The following is a 17,903-nucleotide window of genomic DNA, read 5'->3' on the forward strand; positions in this document are numbered from 1 at the left end:
GGTCTCAGTCTGCCGCCAGACGAGCCTCGAACAGACCGCGCACCCCCGGCTCGGCACGCAACAGATCCAGCGCCAGCGCCGCGTGCCCGGGCACGTACCCGTTGCCCACCAGCATCGTCACGTCCGCCGCCAGGCCCTCCGCGCCCAGCGCCGCCGCCGCGAAGCTCGTCGCCATCGAGAAGAAGATCACCGTACCGCCGTCCGCCGTGGCCAGCACCGCCCCGTGCTCACACCCCGGCACGTCCACGCACACCACAGTCACGTCCGCCGGCACACCCAGCGCCGTCGTCACCGCCGTCGACAGCCCCACCGGATCCCGCGCGTCGGCCAGCGCCACCACGTCGGCCAGCCCGGCCGCCGTCAGCGCGTCCCGCTCCGACGCCACCGGAACCACCCCGACGGTACGGGCGGCGCCCGCCCGCCGCGCCGCGGCGAGGGACAACGACCCGCTCTTGCCCGCCCCGCCGATCACCGCCACCGACACCGGACGCCGATCACCCTCACGCGAACGGCGCGCCACCTGCTCGGCCACCACCCGCGCCGTCAACGCCGGCGCCCCGCACACGTCCAGCACCGCCAGGGACAACTCGGGGTGCAGGTCCGGCGGCAGCACCGCCGCGATCGACCGGGCGAACAGGATCGCGTACCCGTCGCACGGCACCTGCTCGCTGCGCCCGTCCCAGCGGGCCAGCCCGTCGGTGATCGTCAGCGGCGTCAGCGTCAGCGACACGAGCGTCGCCACCCGGTCACCCGGCTTCAGCCCCAGCGGCGAGCGGCGGCCCGCCTCCTCGACCGTGCCGATCAGCATGCCGCCGGAACCGGTCACCGGGTTCTGCATCTTCCCCCGGGCCGACACGATCTCCAGCACCTCGGCGCGGACCTTCTCCCCGTCGCCGCCGTGCTTCTCCGCCAGCTGCCGGAAACTCGCCGCGTCCAGGTTCAGCCGCTCGACCCGGATCCGCACCTCGTTCGCCGCGATCCGCGGGTCGGGGTCCAGCCGCCAGGCCGCCTGCGGAAGCACCCCCGCCGGTTCCACGACTCGGTGCAGACCCACCGGTGACGTCACGCCGACCCCCTATGTCCAGCCGCCCGAACCCCCGGTCAGGGCTCGCGTCGCGGGAAAACTTCCGGCAGACTAATTTCTTCACCGCAGATTTTCCAGTAGCCTACGCATTCGTTGATCAACCCGCACACTGACGAGGAGGGGCCGTGACCCAGACCCAACCGGTGGAGACCATCCCGACGCCCCGCCCCGCGCCGGTCGCCGTTCCGACCGCCGGACAGCCCTACGAATACCGCCGCGCGCCCCTCGTCGAACCCGACTGGACCCGCTTCCCCGGCTGGCGCCACATCACCCGCGACCAGTGGGAGAGCGCCCAGTGGCAACGGGTCAACTGCGTCAAGAACATCAAGCAGCTGCGCGCCGTCCTCGGCGACACCGTCGACGAGACCTTCTACGCCGACCTGGAGGCCGACCAGAAGGCGCTGGCCACCATGTCCATGCTGGTGCCGCCGCAGATGCTCAACACCATGGTGCCGCATCAACCGATGAGCACGGAGGCGCTGCTCGCCGACCCGATCCGCCGCTACATGATCCCGGTCGCCTCCGACCGGCGCACCGACTGGCCGTCCCACCCGTACGCCAGCCGCGACAGCCTCCACGAACACGACATGTGGGTCGCCGAGGGTCTCACCCACCGCTACCCCACCAAGGTCCTCGCCGAGCTGCTCTCCACCTGCCCGCAGTACTGCGGGCACTGCACCCGCATGGACCTCGTCGGCAACTCCACTCCTGCCGTCGACAAGCTCAAGCTCACCCTCAAGCCGGTCGACCGCTACGACGCCCACATCACCTACCTCAAGGCCCACCCGGGCGTACGCGACGTGGTCGTCTCCGGCGGTGACGTCGCCAACGTGCCGTGGCGCAACCTCGAGTCGTACCTGATGCGCCTGCTGGAGATCGAGACGATCCGCGACATCCGGCTCGCCACCAAGGCGCTCATGGGCCTGCCCCAGCACTGGCTTCAGCCCGACGTGGTCGAGGGCCTCGAACGGGTGGCCCGCACCGCCGCCCGCCGCGGCGTCAACCTGGCCATCCACACCCACGTCAACCACGCCCAGTCGCTGACGCCGCTGGTCGCCAAGGCCGCACAGACCGCGCTCGACGTCGGCGTACGCGACGTGCGCAACCAGGGCGTGCTCATGCGCGGCGTCAACGCCACCAGCGCCGACCTGCTCGACCTCTGCTTCGCGCTCCAGGGCGAGGCGGGCATCCTGCCGTACTACTTCTACATGTGCGACATGATCCCCAACGCCGAGCACTGGCGCGTCCCGGTCTGGCACGCCCAGCAGCTCCAGCACGACATCATGGGCTACCTGCCCGGCTACGCCACCCCGCGGATCGTCTGCGACGTGCCGTTCGTCGGCAAGCGCTGGGTGCACATGCTCACCGACTACGACCGTGAGCGCGGCATCTCGTACTGGACCAAGAACTACCGCACCTCGATCGAGTCGGCCGACCTGGAGGCGCTGAACAAGCGCTACGCCTACTACGACCCGATCGACACGCTGCCCGAGGCCGGCCAGGCCTGGTGGCTCGCGCACCGCGACGACTGACCCCCGGCCCTCAGGGCGTACGACGGCGGGCCACCTCTGCGATGAGGTGGCCCGCCGTTCGCGTACTCACTTGTTGAAGGCGTCCTTGACGTCGCGGCCCGCCTGCTTGGCGTGCTCCCCGGCCTGCTTGGCACGCGCCGTGCTCTGCTCGGAGGCGCCCTCGGCCCGCAACCGCTCGTTGTCGGTCACGTCGCCGATCCGCTCCTTGGCCATGCCGCTCATCTCCTGGGCCTTGTTCTTCGCCTTGTCGGTGAAGCTCATGTCGCCCTCCCTCGTCCGGCTACGCCTTGCCCTTGTCGCGTCCCCGGTGAGTGTCGCTGCAAACGCTGTTGACCGGCGTACATCGCGTAAGGCGTCCTAGGATAATAGGTTGAAGGTGTGCGCCTACCGGCCGAGGTCGCGGACCCGCTCCGTGACGGCGGCCAGGAACGCGGTGAGGGCGGGCCCGGGCGGCGTGTCCCGGGTGACTGCGACCAGGCGGCGCCGGAGGACGGTCTCGGCGATACCCCGGACCGCCAGCGCCGGGTCGGCGTCGGGCAGGGTCAGGGCCGGCATCAGAGCGACCGCCGCCCCGGCCCGGACCAGTTCCAGCTGGACGTCCGCGTCGCTGGAACGGTGCCGCAGGTCCGGTTCGTAGCCGCCGAGACGACGGCACGTCCCCACCACCATGGCGTGGTGCCCGGTGCCCTCGGCGGAGGCGGTCCACACCTCGGACCGCAGGTCGGTGACCGCGACGTGTCCCCCGGGCCCGGCGAGCGGGTGCGCGGCGGGAAGCACGAGACGCAAGGGCTCCTCGAGCAGGAGCGTGAAACGGAGCCCCGCCGGGCGGGGGCGGGGCTGGCTGTCGTACTCGTCGCCGATGACCAGGTCGACGGTGCCCAGGCGCAGGCCCGGCAGGGACTGTTCGAGTTCCAGCTCGAAGATCTCCACCCGGACCCGAGGGTGCTCGGCTCTCATCCGGGCCACGGCCGGCACGAGCAGGCGGCGCGCCGCCGACTGCAGGCCGCCCGCCCGGACGCTCCCCCGGACGTCACAGTCGAGGGCGGCCAGGTCGGCCTCCGCCGCCTCGGCCGCCGACAGCAGCACCCGGGCGTGCCGAGCGAGCACGTGCCCGGCCTCGGTGAGCCGTACGCCGCGGCCGGCCCTGCTTAGCAGCCGGACACCTGCCTCCTTCTCCAGCAGGGCCAGCTGCTGCGAGACAGTCGACGGGCTGTAGCCCAGAGCCGCGGCGACAGCGGCCATCGTGCCGCGTTCCTCGAACTCCCGCAGGAAGCGCAACCGCCGCAGGTCCAGCTCGATCATGCGGAAATCCTAATGATTCACCTGCGGAATTCATCGCTGGACCTGGGCAGTCGGTGCCGGTGATCCTTGGCGCGTGGGTGCCGCACTGTGTCTCCTGTCAGCCGCCTGTTTCGGCGCGATGGCCGTCTTCGGCAAGCTCGCGTACGACGCCGGTGTCCCCCCGACGTCTCTGCTGCTGGTGCGTTTCGGGCTGGCCGCCGCACTGCTCTGGCTCGTCCTGCTCACCCGGCCGGGCCTGCGCCGCGCGGCGCCGGGCGACGCCGGCGGTGGGCGGCCGGCGACGAGGCGTGGGCGGGTGGTGGCCGTCGCCCTGGGGCTGGGCGCGATCGGGTACGCCACGCAGGCGAGCCTGTTCTTCTCCGCGCTGGAGCTGATGGACGCGTCACTGCTGGCGCTGATCCTCTACACGTACCCGGTCATGGTGACAGTGGCCGCGGTCCTGCTCGGCCGGGACCGGCTCACCCCGGGACGCGGCGCGGCCCTGGTGGCCGCCTCGGGCGGAACGCTGCTGGTCCTGCTCGGCGCCGGTGGCGCGGGCTTCCACCCGCTCGGGGCGCTGCTGGCCTTCGCCGCCGCCGTCACCTACACGGTCTACATCCTGGTCTCCGACACCGTCGTGCACCGGCTGGCACCCGTGGCGCTGTCGGCGCTGGTGATGACCGGTGCCGCCGGCACCCTCGGCGCTCGCGCCCTGGTCACCGACGGCGTCGACCTGAGCTTCGGGTGGCGGGGATGGTTCTGGCTGGCCGCCATCGCCGTGGTCTCCACGGTCGTGGCGATGCTGGCCTTCTTCGCCGGCCTGAGGCGGACCGGTCCGTCCACCGCGGCCATCCTGTCCACCTTCGAACCCGTGGTCACCGCCGCGCTGGCCACGCTCGCGCTCGGCGAGGCCCTGACGCTCGCGCAGCTCGCCGGCGGCGCGCTGGTGCTGTCCTCCGTCGCGGTCCTGCAACTGCGCCCCGGCCGCGTACGCCGCCGGGAACAGGCGGCCGGCCGACCGGGACCGGCGCGCGACACCGAACCGGCGCCGGCGGCCCGGTAGCGCCGGCGCAAACCGTCGGCGGGCCCGATCCGCCCCGCCGTGGTTGACTGGGCCGGTGAACGAGATCCTGCTGATCCGGCACGGCGAGACCACCTGGAGCGCCGCCCACCGGCACACCTCGTACACCGACCTGGACCTGACGCCCGACGGCGAGCGGCAGGCACGCGCGCTGGCTCCTTTGCTGGCCGGCCGGCACCTCGCCCGGGTGCTGTCCAGCCCTCGGCAGCGCGCCACCCGCACGGCCGCCCTGGCCGGGCTCACAGTGGACGCGATCGAGCCGGACCTGGCCGAGTGGAACTACGGCGAGTACGAGGGCCGCACCACCGCGGACATCCAGCGGGAACGGCCCGGCTGGTCGATCTGGACCGACGGCGGCCCCGGCGGCGAGTCACCGGAGCAGGTGGGCGCCCGCCTGGACCGCGTGCTGGACCGGGCCGCGCCGCTGCTGGAGGAGGGTGACGTCGCGCTCGTCGGGCACGGGCACAGCCTGCGGGTGCTGGGGGCGCGCTGGATCGGGCTGCCGCCCTCGGCCGGTGCGCTGCTGCGGCTGGACACCGCCACGCTCAGCGTGCTCGGTCACGAGCACGGCCGGCGGGTGATCAGGCGGTGGAACCTGCCGGCTCCGCCGACGGTCGGGGACGTCCCCGACCGGTCAGCTCGCCATTGATCTTCGGCGGCCGGTTCTCGTACGGCGTGGACAGCACCACTGTCGTGCGGGTGGTGACGTTCGCGGCGGTACGGATCTCCTGCAGCACCCGTTCCAGGTCGGCCGGGCCGGCCACCCGCACCAGCAGGAGATAGAAGTCCTCCCCCGCCACCGAGTAACACGAGTCGATCTCGGGCAGGTGCGCCAGCCGCTCCGGCGCGTCGTCCGGCTGCGACGGGTCGAACGGCCGGATCGCCACGAACGCGGTCAGCGGCAGGTCCAGCGCCTCGAACGACACCCGGGCGGCGTACCCCTTGATCACCCCACGCTGCTCCAGCCGGCGGACCCGCTGGTGCACGGCCGACACCGACAGGCCCACCCGCTCGGCCAGATCCGTGTACGACAGCCGACCGTCCCCGGTCAGCGCGGCGACGATGGCACGGTCGATCTCCTCCACGCGCTGCACCCTAGCCGGAAAAGCGCTCCCACGCCGCACCCGGCCCGCCGCGGTGACGCTCAGCGCGCCGTCCGGTCGCGCACCGCGTCCGCCGCGTAGTTCAGCACCTCCGCCATGTCCTCCTCGTCCAGGAACGGCAGGTCGGTGAGGATGTCCGTGACGGACATGCCCTCGGCCATCATGGCCAGCAGGGTGGCCACGGGGATGCGCGACTGCCGTACGCAGGGCGCACCCCCCATGACGTCGGGGTCCACGGTGATCCGGGGGAAGGTCACCGCGACAGGCTAGCCCTTCGCCAGCGCGCGGGAGATGACCAGCCGCTGGATCTGATTGGTGCCCTCGACGATCTGGAGCACCTTGGCCTCCCGCATGTACCGCTCGACCGGGTGGTCGGCGACGTAACCGGCGCCGCCGAGCACCTGGACCGCGTCGGTGGTCACCCGCATCGCCACGTCCGTGGCGAACAGCTTCGCCTTGGCCGCCTCGATCGAGTACGGGCGGCCGGCGTCGCGCAGCCGCGCGGCGGCGAGCGTGAGCGCCCGCGCCGCGGAGATCTGGGTGGCGGCGTCGGCCAGGTTGAACCCGAGCCCCTGGAAGTCGATGATCGCGCGGCCGAACTGGCGGCGTTCCCGGGCGTAGCCGACCGCGTAGTCCAGCGCGCCCTGGGCCAGGCCCACCGCGCACGCGGCGATGCCCAGGCGACCGGAGTCCAGCGCGGACATCGCGATGGTGAACCCGGCGCCCTCGCCGCCGATCAGCCGCTCCGCCGGCACCCGCGCGTCGTCGAAGGCGATCTGCGCGATCGGCGAGGCGTGCAGACCCATCGTGCGCTCGGCGGCCTGCGGGTGGATGCCCGCCGTGGACCGGTCCGCGAGCAGGCAGGAGATGCCCTTCGGGCCCGGACCGCCGGTGCGGCAGAAGATGTTGTAGAAGTCGGCCACCCGGGCGTGCGTGATCCACGCCTTGGTGCCGGTCACCACGTACGCGTCGCCGTCGCGCACCGCCCGCGTGGTCAGCGCCGCCGCGTCCGAACCACCCTGCGGCTCGGAGAGGCAGTACGCGCCGAGCAGCTCCCCGCCGATCATGTCCGGCAGCAGTTTGCGCTGCTCGTCGGTGCCGAACTGGGCCAGCGGGTAGCAGGACAGCGTGTGCACGCTGACCGCCTCGGCCACTGCCAGCCACCTGCTGGCGAGGATCTCCAGCACCTGGAGGTACACCTCGTACGGCTGGGCGGCGCCGCCGTGCTCCTCGGCGTACGGCAGGCCGAGCAGGCCGGCCCGGCCCAGGGTGCGCAGCACCTCCCGGGGGAACTCGGCGCGGGCCTCGAAACCGGCGGCGGCCGGGGCCAGCTCCCGGTCGGCGAGTTCGGTGGCGAGGTCCAGCAGGTCGTGGGCCTCGTCGGTGGGCAGGATCCGGTCGACGTTCATAGCGCGATGAGCTCCGTGGGGGTGGTGTTGAGCCGTTGCCCGCCGTCCGTCGTGCAGACGACGATGTCCTCGATCCGGGCTCCGTGCCGCCCGGCGAGGTAGATCCCGGGTTCGACCGAGAAAGCCATGCCGGCCTGAAGGGGCCGGGGGTTGCCGGTCACCACGTACGGCTCCTCGTGGCCGTCGAGGCCGATGCCGTGACCGGTGCGGTGCAGGAAGGCGCCGCCGAAACCGGCGGCGGTGATGACGTCGCGGGCGACCGCGTCGAGGGCCTCGGCGGTCACGCCCGGCGCGACGGCGGCCACGGCGGCGCGCTGCGCCTCCCGCAGCACCGTGTAGTAGTCCACGAACCCGGCCGGGGCGGGGCCGCCGGCGACGTACGTGCGGGTGCAGTCGGAGCGGTAGCCCGACGGCATGGTGCCGCCGATGTCGACCACGACCGGCTCGCCCACGCCGATCGGGCGGTCCGAGGTGCCGTGGTGCGGGCTCGCGCCGTTCGGGCCGGCGGCCACGATGACGAAGTCGACGGCGGCGTGCCCGGCCGCCCGGATCGCGGCGGCGAGGTCGGCGGCGACCTCCCGCTCGGTGCGGCCGGGGCGCAGCCACTCCCCCATCCGCAGGTGCACCGCGTCGATCGCGGCGCCCGCCTCGGCCAGCGCCGCCACCTCGGCCGGCGACTTGCGGATCCGCATCTCCCGCAGCACGTCGGACGCGAGTCGCTGGGCCGCGCCGGGCAGCGCGTCGCGCAGCGCGAGGACCTGCTGCGCCCACATCCGGTCGGCCAGCCCGACGGCGCGGACCGGGCCGGGCAGCGCCGCGCGAACCAGCGGCCACGGGTCGGTGCCGTCGGCGTGGTCGACGATCCGGTACCCGGTGCCGGGCGCGGCCTCGGCGTCCGGCCGCTCCAGCACCGGCACGATCAACGTCGGCTCACCCTCGGCGGGCAGCACCAGGCAGGTCAGCCGCTCCCCCTCCCGGGCGTCGTAGCCGGTCAGGTAGCGCAGGTCGGAACCCGGGGTGAGCAGCAGCGCGTCCAGGCCCGCAGCGGCGGCGGCGCGCTGGGCCGCGACGAGACGCCCGGCGGGGTACAGTTCCTCGATTCCCACCCCTGAAGCTTAACGGTCGTTTGGGTCCGGGCGGGAGTCCGGGCGATGCTCGCAGACACCGGCCGTCCGGTCCGCCTCGATCTTGGTCATGCCGGACGCCTGGAGCAACTCGCCGACCACGATGAGCAGCTGCGAGGCCACGATCGTGCCGGAGAAGCCCAGCCCCGCCGCCCGCGCCCGGCCGGCATCCTGCGCGGCCTCCCGTGCCCGCGCCCGGGCGATGTCCGGCGGCCGCCCGGCCAGGAAGTCACGGTGCAGCAGCCGCAGCGACTGCCCGAACGCCTCGACCCCGGCCGGCAGGGCCGGGGGAACCGGCTCCCGGGCCTCCAGCAACGCGACCACCCGGCGGACCATGTTGCGGCTGTTCGTGTACGCCAGCTCCAGGTGGACGGCGGCGTTCTCGTAGCGGCGCAACTGGGCCCGGCGCCGCCACCGCCACGGCGACAGCGACGTCACCTCCCGGGCCGCCGCGACGATCTCGGTGGTCTGCTTCCGCTCGACCTCGGCCGCCTCCAGCCGGCCCAGCGACGCCTCCGCCGCCCCGGCGTCCCGGGCGGCGAGCGCCTTCGCCGCCGCCGTCAGCTCGTTGGCGAACAGGTCCAGCGTGGGCCCGGCGGCGCGGTGCACCACCCGGACCGGATTCAGCGGCAACAACAGCAGCGCCACCACCACCGCCACCCCGCCGCCCACCAGCGCGTTCGCCGTACGCGGCACCGCCAGGTCGGGCGCGTTGGGCTCCACGGTGCCCAGCAGGACCGCGGTGCTGCCGGCCTGCACCATCACGGCGCCGCTGCCCCGGATCACCACCGCCAGCGAGATGGCGAGCGCTACCACCAGGCCGGTCTGCACCGGACCGGCCCCGATCAGCTTGATGAGCAGGTCGCCGACCAGCACTCCGAGGATCACGCCGCCGAGCAGTTCGGCCGTCCGCCGGATCCGGTTGCCGATCGCCGCCGCGATGGTGCCCACCGCCGCCGCCGGCGCGAACAGCGGCTGCGGATTCTTGAGCAGCGTGCTGGCCACGTACCAGGCCAGACCGGCGGCCAGACCGGCCTGGAGGGCCACGATGAAGTACCGGCGCAGCCGCTCGTACGCCTCCCGGACCTCCCGGCGCGCCGCCGGAGCCACGGGAGTCACCGCACCGCCCGCCTGCCCGGGCGCCACAGGCACGACGGCTCGGGCTCGATCACGCCCCCCTCTACCCGCCGGGCCGCACGGTATTCCCGGCGCCGCCCGCGACGGCGCTCCTGTCGTACCCGTGGTCCATGATCCTTGTCGTCACAGCGGCACGGATCACGGCCGGCGACGGCGTCCCGGCGTGCCCGGCGGCGGCCGGCCGGCGGGGAGGTCGGGAAGATGACGGAGGCGAACGACGCCTCGTGGCGACGGCGCAGCGTGCTGCGGGTGGCGCCGCCCGCGCGGGCCCGCAAGCTCGCCAAGGTGCCCTTCGTGGAGCTGGCCGACGGGCGGTTGCAGGGGGTGGTGTCCAGCGGCTCCGACGTGGAACGCGTCTACGTCTCCTCGGTGACCGCCGGCACGCACGCGGTCAACTGCAGCACCAACAACAACCGGCCCTGCGGCGGGCTACGCGGCACCATACTCTGCAAGCACCTGCACGCGCTGGCCGACGAGGCGGTGCTGCAGTACGGCGTCACACAGGTCGCCCGCTACCTGCGGGTGGACGTGGGCGACGGCGTCGACAGCGGCACCGCCCTGCTGGCCCGCACCGACGCGCGGCACGAGCCGGGCCCGGCCGCCGTGGTGTTCAGCCGCTTCCTGCGCCACCTGGCCTACCTCGAGGTCCCGGCCGCCACCACGGCGGTGCCGGAGCTGCACTGGTTCCCGGCCACGGCGGGGGTGCGCTGATGCTCGCCGCGCACCTGACCCGGCTCCACGACGGGACGATCCCCGGGCTGGCCGAGACGCTCGCCGTCGTCGACCGCGCCGACGACACGCTCACCGCCGGGCTGGCCCGCGCCGACGAGCCCGGCGCCGCCGCCTGGGCCGCGCTGGCCGCCGCGGTCGGCGGCACGCCGCTGGCCGAACGGGCGGACGCGGCGGCCGGCGCGGTGCGCACCGGCGCGCTCGCCGAGGACCACCTGGCCGCCCTCGCCGGGGCCCGTGCCGCGCTGCTCGGCGCGGCACACGACGCCCTGCTCGACCGCCTCGACACCGCGCTCGGCCGGCCCCGCGCGGCGTGGACCGCCGCACCGGACGGCACCGCCGTCTCCCCGCCCGCCCTGGCCGGCGCGCGGGCCTGGCTGCACGAACTGGCGCTCGCCGGCTGGCGCGGCACCGACCACGAACTGCTCTCCGCCGCCGCCGCGCCGGTCGAGGCCGCACTCGCCGACCCGGCGTCACGCCGCATCGCGGTGCTCCTCGACGGCCTCGCCGCCGAACTGCGCGCCGCCCTGCCGGTGGCGTCGCTGCCACAGGTGCCCGCCCGCCGGTGGGCCGACCTGTGGACCCGCGCCGTCCTGCTCACCCTCGGCGCGCACGGCGAGACCGCGCCCGGCGAGCCGGTGTCCGGCCGGCTGCTGCCCCTCGGCGTCGACCTGCACGAGCACGACACCGCGTTCCAGGCGCAGGTGCACGCACTGCTCGAACCGGCCGGGGGCGGCGCGCCCCGGCTCGTCCGGGTCACAGTGGTCGCGGCGAAGGTCGCCACCATCGTCGGCCCGGCCGGCTGGCGGCTGCTGGAGGCGTACCCGGTCCTGCTCACCGCCCTGGCCCAGCGGCGGGCGATCACCGTCACCGACCTGACCGCCCACGGCGCGGACCTGCGCTGGGCCGAGGAGCGGGCGGCCCTCGGCGAGCCGGCCGACCCGTTCGCCACGGCCCGGGTGCTGCTGGCCGGCGCCACGGCGGCGGCGACCCCACCACTGCTGCGCCACCCCGCCGCGATCGCCGAACCGGTACTGGTCGAGGGCTACACCGTCCGCGACGACGACGGCGTCCCGGCGCTCGACCTCGACGGCCGGTCCCTGCACCTGGCCACCGACCGGCTGCCCGCCGCCGGTCCGCTCACCCCCGCGCTCGTCGCCGCCTCCACCGCCTGCCTCGGCCTGCTCCGCTGGGACGACGACCGCTGGCTGCTGCAACCCCTCGCCGTCCGGGCCACCGTCAAGCGGCAGACGGTCGAGGCGCACAACGGCGACTGGGCCTGCGGCGTCACCGACCCGAAGACGGCCAAGGCCGAGGCCAAGGCGGGTGACGCCGTGGCGGTGCTGCGCGAACGCGCGGGACGGTTGCTGCGCCGATGACCGAGGACCGCACCCACGCCAGCCGCCGCCAGGTGCTCTACTGGCGGCTGCTCGCCCGCCTGTTCCACCCCGACGAGCAGCCCGGCCTGGAGTCGGCGAGCGTCGCCGTCGTCGACGACCTCGGCCTGCCGGCCGCCCTGCTGGACCCGGCCGTCTCCGTCGACACCGTCGTGCAGCGCTTCCCCGCCCTCGCCGGCGAGCTGCGCGGCCTGCTCACCCCCGGCGACGACACCACAGCCGCCGCCGGGCCGTTCCAGCCGGCCGAGACCGAGGTACGCCGCGCCGCGCTGGCGTCCAAGCTGCTGCTCAACGTGTTCGCCACCGGCGGCGGCGAGGTCAGCGCCGGGCAGCTCGCCCGCTGGCAGGCCGACGCAGGCTGGTTCGAGCAGGCGTGCGGCGCGCAGCCCGGTGAGCTGCGCCGCGAGGGCACCGGCCTGGGTGCCACGCTCGCCGGGCTGGAGGGTGACCTGGTGGCCCGGATGCGGCTGCGCGAAGTGCTCGCCGACCCGGCGCTCGCCGCCCGGCTGACCCCGAGCATGTCCCTGATCGAGCAGCTCCTGCGGGACAAGTCCAACCTGTCCGGGGTGGCGCTCGCGAACGCCAAGTCACTGATCCGCCGCTACGTCGACCAGGTCGCCGAGGTGCTGCGTACCCAGGTCGCGCAGGCCACCGTCGGGGCCGTCGACCGGTCCGTGCCGCCCAAGCGGGTCTTCCGCAACCTCGACCTGGACCGCACCATCTGGCAGAACCTGACCAACTGGAGCCCGGACGACGAGCGCCTCTACGTCGACCGGCTCTACTACCGGCAGACCGCCCGGCGGACCACCCCGTCGCGGCTGATCGTGGTGGTCGACCAGTCCGGCTCGATGGTCGACTCGATGGTCAACTGCACCATCCTCGCCTCGATCTTCGCCGGCCTGCCCAAGGTCGACGTGCACCTGATCGCGTACGACACCCGGGCGCTGGACCTCACCCCGTGGGTGCACGACCCGTTCGAGGTGCTGCTGCGCACCAAGCTCGGCGGCGGCAACGACGGCCCGGTCGCCATGGCCCTGGCCCGCCCCAAGATCGTCGAGCCGCGGAACACGGTCATGGTCTGGATCTCCGACTTCTACGAGTTCGACAGGTCCCAGCCGCTGTTCGACGGCATCGAGGCCGTGCACCGCTCCGGCGTGAAGTTCATCCCGGTCGGCTCGGTCAACAGCTCCGGCAACCAGAGCGTCAACCCCTGGTTCCGGCAGCGCCTCAAGGACCTCGGCACCCCCGTCATCTCCGGCCACATCCGCAAGCTCGTCGCCGAGCTGAAGAACTTCCTCACCTAGGAGAGCATCCCTGATGTCCGACATGCTCCGCGCCCCCGCCGAGGTCAAGTACGCCGACGAGCTGGCCTACCTCGAATCCGTCGACACCGGGCCGAAGCCGTTCTCCTGGCGGCTGAGCCCCCGCATGGTCCGACTGTTCGTGCTCGGCTCCGAACGCGCCGACGGCCTCGACCGGGAGATCCCGCAGAAGTGGTTCGGCGACCGCAGCTTCGTCGAACGCAGCATCGTCACGCTCGCCTCCGACCGCGGCCTGCTGCTCATCGGCGACCCGGGCACCGGCAAGAGCTGGCTCGCCGAACTGCTCGCCGCCGCTGTCTGCCGCAACTCCACGCTCGTCGTGCAGGGCACCGCCGGCACCACCGAGGACCACATCAAGTACTCGTGGAACGTCTCCATGGTCATCGCCCGGGGCCAGTCGCGCGAGTCGATGATCCCCTCGCCGATCATGACCGCCATGGAGCAGGGCGTGATCGGCCGGTTCGAGGAGCTGACCCGCTCCACCAGCGACGTCCAGGACGCGCTGATCTCGATCCTGTCCGAGAAGTACGTCTCTCTCCCGGAACTGGACCACGACAACATCGTCTTCGCCAAGCCCGGCTTCTCCGTCATCGCCACCGCCAACAGCCGCGACCGGGGCGTCAACGACCTGTCCTCCGCACTCAAGCGGCGGTTCAACTTCATCCGCATCCCGGTGGTCACCAACAAGCGCAGCGAGGCCGAGATCGTCCGCTTCCGCACCGAGGAGCTGCTGCGCCGGCACCGCATCGAACTGGACGTGCCGCCCACCCTGCTCGACATCCTGCTGCAGAGCTTCGCCGACCTGCGCGCCGCCGCGTCCGCCGCCACCAGCGACGACGAGAAGCTGGAGTCGGCGCTGTCCACCGCCGAGCAGATCGGCGTGCTGGAGGACGCGATCCTGCACAGCCAGTTCTTCGGCGACCGCACCCTGCGCGCGCAGACGCTCGCCGGCTCACTGATGGGCTCGCTGGCCCGCCGCGCCCCGGAGGACCTGGCCATCCTCAACAAGTACCTGCACGGCGTGGTCGAACCCCGCGCCAAGGCCGACGGCGGCGACTGGGAGGGCTTCCTCGACGGCGGCCGCCAGGCGATCGCGTCGCTGTCATGACCGCGCCCGCACCGACCGGCCTGTTCGGTCCGCTGCGCGACCAGCTCACCGACGCCGCCGCCGCGTTCGCCGGCTCCCCGGACGCGCTCGCCGACATCCTCACCGGCATGGTCGACGACGTCGACCGGGCGCTGCGCGAACGGCTGGAGATCTTCCCGGTCTGCCACCACTCCCCCGCCTCGGCGCTGGCCATGGCACGCCGCCTGCGCGCCCGCCCGCCCAAGGTGATCTACCTGGAACTCTGCGAGGACCTGCGCCCCCTGCTCGACGAGCTGCGCAACTGCCGGCTGCCGGTGGCGGTGCAGGCGTTCGCCACCGAACTCGACGGCTTCCCCGCCGAGTGGAGCCCGCTGAGCGTGGTCGCCCCGATCACCGAGGCGTCCGCCGAATACCAGGCCGTCGCGTACGCGCTGGACACCCCCGGCGTGGAGCTGGTGCTCGTGGACCGCTCCACCGACCACGTCTTCCAGTGGACCCCCCGCGACGACACCGGGCCCGCACCGGGGCCGGACTCCGCCCCCGCGTCCGCCGACGACACGGCACTGCACGGCGACGCGGTCGGCGTGGAGATCGGCGACCTGCGCCCCCGGTTCGCCGAACTGGAGGCCCACCTGCTGCACCACGGCAAGGTGCGGCACTGGTCGGAATGGTGGGACCAGTACGTCGAACGGCCGCTCGCCGACGCCGACCACGACACGTACCGCCAGGTCATGGTGCTGATCGGCAGCCTGTTCCGGCGGCTGCGCCCGTCCCGGTCCGCCCGCGACGAACGCGACGAGGACCGCGAACGTCACATGTGGACCCGGATGCGACAGCACCTCGCCGAAAGCGGCGCCGACCCGGCCGACTGCCTCTACGTCTGCGGCGCCTTCCACGCCGCCAGCCAGGTCGAACAGTTCGGCCTCGACTCGACCGCACCGGACTTCCCGATCAGCCCGCGCACCGCCACCCGCTGGCGTTACGGCCTCATCCCGTCCAGCCACTCGGCCATCGAGGCGCAGTTCGGGCTGGCCCCGGGCACCGTGTCCATCGCCGCCGCGAACTGGACGACCGCTGTCGCCCGCACCCGGCTCACGCCGTACCGGCTGGCCGGGCAGCGTACCGGGAAGAAGGGCCGCCGGGCCCGCGCCGCCGCGCCGGCCGCGACCGGCCCGGCCACGGACCGGCTCAGCGGATTCCTCGCCGCCCCGCCCGTCCTCGACGAGCTGGACGAGGCCGAACTGCGCGGCTGGTGCGTCGACATCGTCCGGCTCGCCCGCCGCAACGGCTACCTCGCCAGCACCGCCGACGCGATCGCCGTGTTCGAGACGTCGATCCTGCTCGCCACCATGCGCAACCGCGCGCGGCCCACGCCGTACGACTTCGCCGACGCCGCCGTGACCTGCATCGAGAAGGACGTGGTGCCCGGCCGCCGCGACGTCCGCCGGCTCTGCGAGATCCTCCTCGGCGGCGACCGTGTCGGCCAGGTCGGGTACGACTCCCTGCCGCCGCTGGCCCGCGACGTCCTCGACCGGCTGCGCCCCCTCGGCCTCGACCTGGAACGGCGCACCGTGCAGCGGGCGCTGCTCGACCTGCGCGCCGACCCGGCGCTGGCACCCTGCTCCGACCTGCTGTGGATGCTGCGGCACCTGCTGCCCGCCGACGCGGTCCGCCCGATCATGGGCGAGCGCCGCCTCGGCCACCGCTCCGAACAGGAGAGCTGGGACCTCGCGCTCGGCCGCAACCAGCGCGCCCTGATCGAGCTGGGCTACGAGGGCGTCACCGTCGAACAGGTGCTGGAGCAGCGGCTGCGCCGGGCGGTACGCGGCCCCGACGCGACAGCCGCCCGCGCGCTCGCCGCCGTCGAGGACGCCATCCGGCTGCTGGACAGCCCTCGCCTGGTCGACGAACTCGGCGCGCGGGCGGTGGAGCTGCTCGCCGCCGAACGCACGGTGGACGACGCGCCGGAGGTGCTGCGCCGCATCCGGCGGCTGCTCGCCCACCACCGCACCACCACACCGGCGCTGCCCGCGTGGTGCCGGACGTTCGTCACCACCGGATACGCCCACTACTGCACGCTGCTGCCCACCGCGTTCGTGGACGAGTCCACCGGCGTACGGCAGGTCGGCGCGATGCTCGGCTTCCTGTTCAGCATGGAGAGCCTCGCGTTGTCGCTCGGGTGCGACCGCTCCCAGCTCGAACTGGCCGTCGCGCAGGCCCACCCGGAGGCCCCGGCCAAGCTCGCGCTGCTCTGGGCCGCCCGCCACCAGCTCGGCCTGCTGCCGCTGGCACGACTCCGCGAACAGTGCGCCGAGCTGCTCGCCAATCCGCTCGTGGTGCCCGCGTTCCCGCAGTACCTGTCCGGCTTCGTGCACGCGCTCGAACCGGTGCCGGGGCTCGCGCCGTTCGTGGTGGAGACCATGTCGTCCGCCTTCGCCGGGCTGCCCGACCCGGTGCTGCTGCCCTGGCTGCCGACGCTGATCACCACACTGCGCGAGCACGGCCCGGAGCTGGTGCCGCTGCTGGTCCGCGAGGCGGAACGCACGTTCCCCGCCACGCTGCCCGCGCTGGACGCCTGGACACCGCCGTGGGCGGCCACGCCCACCCCGTCCACCGCGCCCGCGCCGTCACCGGGAACCGGTCCGGTGCACGGTCTGCTGGTCGCCCACCCGGAGGCGGTCGACGCGGTGGCGGCGCTGCTCGGCTGCTCCGGCGGCTGGCAGCCGCTCGCCGAGGGCGGCACGCCGCCGGGTGACGGGGCGTCGGTGCTGCTCGCCGCACATCCGGCGACGGCTCATGCGGTGGCGACGCTGCTGGCGGACTGATCGACGTCGGCGGGTTTGCGAGGGCAGGCGACCATGGAGTGGTGATCCGCTTTCTGCTGAACCTGCTGTGGCTCGTCTTCGGCGGCGGCTTCGTCCTGGCCCTGGGCTACGGCGTGGCCGCCCTGATCTGCTTCGTCCTCGTCGTCACCATCCCGTTCGGTGTCGCCTCGCTGCGGCTGGCGTCGTACTCGCTGTGGCCGTTCGGCCGCACGATCGTGCGCAAGCCGGGTGCTGGTCTGCCCTCCGGCCTGGCGAACGTGCTCTGGGTGGTGCTGGCCGGCTGGTGGCTGGCGCTGTCGCACATCCTCGCCGGCATCGCGCTCTGCGTGACGATCATCGGCATCCCGTTCGGGGTGGCGAACTTCAAGCTGGTCCCGGCGGCGCTGTGGCCGCTCGGCCAGGAGGTCGTCGACAACCCGTAACCACATGCCGGCCCCGACGGCGCGGGCGCCGGGGCCGGGGCCGGGCGAGCCTGGTGGCCGGTAGGAGCTGAGCGAACGCCGGGACAGCTGCTGCCCTATCGACGTCCTGCCTGTCCGCCGGCCCTCGCCGCGCCCAGCCCCTCCCCTAGCGTCCGCTGCGACCCGCGAGCGGGTGGAACGTCATGGGTGTCTCCGCCCTCGTTTGACACCCATGACGTTCCACCCGTGGTTAGCACTCCTCGGGCAACGAGTGCGAGTCCTGATGAGCGGGATCCGCGTTCCGGTCACCGGGGTTGCGGGCGATCTTGGTACGAAACGGCCCTCATGGGGGCCGTTTCGTACCAAGATCTGCTGGGTCGTCGTTGACTGC

General features: G+C 73.6%; 17 protein-coding genes. 9 read left to right on the forward strand and 8 right to left on the reverse strand.

Annotated features, from left to right (window positions below):
• Nucleotides 1-4: 4 nt before the first annotated feature.
• The gene (locus tag BFV98_RS04625; protein ID WP_013286276.1) at nucleotides 5-1,066 is read right to left on the reverse strand and encodes a hypothetical protein; all 1,062 of its coding nucleotides are present in this window, start codon (nucleotides 1,064-1,066) and stop codon (nucleotides 5-7) included.
• Nucleotides 1,067-1,209: 143 nt separating this feature from the next.
• Between BFV98_RS04625 and BFV98_RS04630 the strand changes: the two genes are divergently transcribed.
• Complete coding sequence (locus BFV98_RS04630; protein WP_013286275.1) at nucleotides 1,210-2,616, forward strand: KamA family radical SAM protein; 1,407 nt, start codon at nucleotides 1,210-1,212, stop codon at nucleotides 2,614-2,616.
• A 66-nt stretch (nucleotides 2,617-2,682) separates the two neighbouring features.
• On the opposite strand, the gene BFV98_RS04635 is transcribed toward BFV98_RS04630, so the two are convergent.
• Together BFV98_RS04635 and BFV98_RS04640 are read right to left on the reverse strand one after the other, a co-directional pair.
• Entirely contained in the window at nucleotides 2,683-2,877 is a 195-nt protein-coding gene (locus tag BFV98_RS04635; protein ID WP_013286274.1) for a CsbD family protein, read from the reverse strand.
• Between the two features lie 123 nt (nucleotides 2,878-3,000).
• On the reverse strand, nucleotides 3,001-3,918 hold the full coding sequence (locus BFV98_RS04640; protein ID WP_013286273.1) for a LysR substrate-binding domain-containing protein: 918 nt from the start codon (nucleotides 3,916-3,918) through the stop codon (nucleotides 3,001-3,003).
• Nucleotides 3,919-3,991: 73 nt separating this feature from the next.
• On the opposite strand from BFV98_RS04640, the gene BFV98_RS04645 reads away from it, so the two are divergent.
• Together BFV98_RS04645 and BFV98_RS04650 are read left to right on the forward strand one after the other, a co-directional pair.
• Nucleotides 3,992-4,960 (forward strand): DMT family transporter, encoded by a 969-nt coding sequence (locus BFV98_RS04645; RefSeq protein WP_083395231.1) that lies wholly within the window; start codon nucleotides 3,992-3,994, stop codon nucleotides 4,958-4,960.
• Between the two features lie 55 nt (nucleotides 4,961-5,015).
• Complete coding sequence (locus tag BFV98_RS04650; protein WP_013286271.1) at nucleotides 5,016-5,627, forward strand: histidine phosphatase family protein; 612 nt, start codon at nucleotides 5,016-5,018, stop codon at nucleotides 5,625-5,627.
• Here the strand turns inward: BFV98_RS04650 and BFV98_RS04655 are convergent.
• The 5 genes from BFV98_RS04655 to BFV98_RS04675 are packed head-to-tail and all read right to left on the reverse strand — an operon-like array spanning nucleotide 5,560 to nucleotide 9,724.
• Nucleotides 5,560-6,063 (reverse strand): Lrp/AsnC family transcriptional regulator, encoded by a 504-nt coding sequence (locus BFV98_RS04655; RefSeq protein ID WP_013286270.1) that lies wholly within the window; start codon nucleotides 6,061-6,063, stop codon nucleotides 5,560-5,562. The two genes, BFV98_RS04650 and BFV98_RS04655, sit on opposite strands and share 68 nt — an antisense overlap.
• A gap of 59 nt (nucleotides 6,064-6,122) precedes the next feature.
• Complete coding sequence (locus BFV98_RS04660; RefSeq protein WP_013286269.1) at nucleotides 6,123-6,338, reverse strand: DUF433 domain-containing protein; 216 nt, start codon at nucleotides 6,336-6,338, stop codon at nucleotides 6,123-6,125.
• A 9-nt stretch (nucleotides 6,339-6,347) separates the two neighbouring features.
• The gene (locus tag BFV98_RS04665; protein ID WP_013286268.1) at nucleotides 6,348-7,490 is read right to left on the reverse strand and encodes an acyl-CoA dehydrogenase family protein; all 1,143 of its coding nucleotides are present in this window, start codon (nucleotides 7,488-7,490) and stop codon (nucleotides 6,348-6,350) included.
• Nucleotides 7,487-8,596 (reverse strand): Xaa-Pro peptidase family protein, encoded by a 1,110-nt coding sequence (locus BFV98_RS04670; protein ID WP_013286267.1) that lies wholly within the window; start codon nucleotides 8,594-8,596, stop codon nucleotides 7,487-7,489. The genes BFV98_RS04665 and BFV98_RS04670 overlap by 4 nt, the downstream gene beginning before the upstream one ends.
• Nucleotides 8,597-8,605: 9 nt before the next feature.
• On the reverse strand, nucleotides 8,606-9,724 hold the full coding sequence (locus BFV98_RS04675; protein ID WP_236619295.1) for an aromatic acid exporter family protein: 1,119 nt from the start codon (nucleotides 9,722-9,724) through the stop codon (nucleotides 8,606-8,608).
• 267 nt (nucleotides 9,725-9,991) lie between these two features.
• On the opposite strand from BFV98_RS04675, the gene BFV98_RS04680 reads away from it, so the two are divergent.
• The 6 genes from BFV98_RS04680 to BFV98_RS04705 are packed head-to-tail and all read left to right on the forward strand — an operon-like array spanning nucleotide 9,992 to nucleotide 17,533.
• Complete coding sequence (locus tag BFV98_RS04680) at nucleotides 9,992-10,462, forward strand: hypothetical protein (protein WP_218128571.1); 471 nt, start codon at nucleotides 9,992-9,994, stop codon at nucleotides 10,460-10,462.
• Nucleotides 10,462-11,859 (forward strand): hypothetical protein, encoded by a 1,398-nt coding sequence (locus BFV98_RS04685; RefSeq protein ID WP_071095062.1) that lies wholly within the window; start codon nucleotides 10,462-10,464, stop codon nucleotides 11,857-11,859. Before BFV98_RS04680 ends, BFV98_RS04685 begins: the two co-directional genes overlap by 1 nt.
• Nucleotides 11,856-13,181, forward strand: a complete 1,326-nt coding sequence (locus tag BFV98_RS04690) for a VWA domain-containing protein (RefSeq protein ID WP_071095064.1) — start codon at nucleotides 11,856-11,858, stop codon at nucleotides 13,179-13,181. Before BFV98_RS04685 ends, BFV98_RS04690 begins: the two co-directional genes overlap by 4 nt.
• A 13-nt stretch (nucleotides 13,182-13,194) precedes the next feature.
• Nucleotides 13,195-14,307 carry an AAA family ATPase gene (locus tag BFV98_RS04695; RefSeq protein ID WP_071095066.1) on the forward strand — a complete coding sequence of 371 codons (1,113 nt, stop codon included), beginning with the start codon at nucleotides 13,195-13,197 and terminating at the stop codon, nucleotides 14,305-14,307.
• Nucleotides 14,304-17,111, forward strand: coding sequence for a DUF5682 family protein (locus BFV98_RS04700; RefSeq protein WP_071095068.1), 2,808 nt, complete (start codon nucleotides 14,304-14,306; stop codon nucleotides 17,109-17,111). The genes BFV98_RS04695 and BFV98_RS04700 overlap by 4 nt, the downstream gene beginning before the upstream one ends.
• A 41-nt stretch (nucleotides 17,112-17,152) precedes the next feature.
• A complete protein-coding gene (locus BFV98_RS04705; protein ID WP_030272340.1) occupies nucleotides 17,153-17,533 on the forward strand; it encodes a YccF domain-containing protein in 381 nt (126 codons plus the stop codon).
• Nucleotides 17,534-17,903: the final 370 nt, after the last annotated feature.

The sequence above is a fragment of the Micromonospora sp. WMMB235 genome (assembly GCF_001855515.1).
Lineage (GTDB): Bacteria > Actinomycetota > Actinomycetes > Mycobacteriales > Micromonosporaceae > Micromonospora > Micromonospora aurantiaca.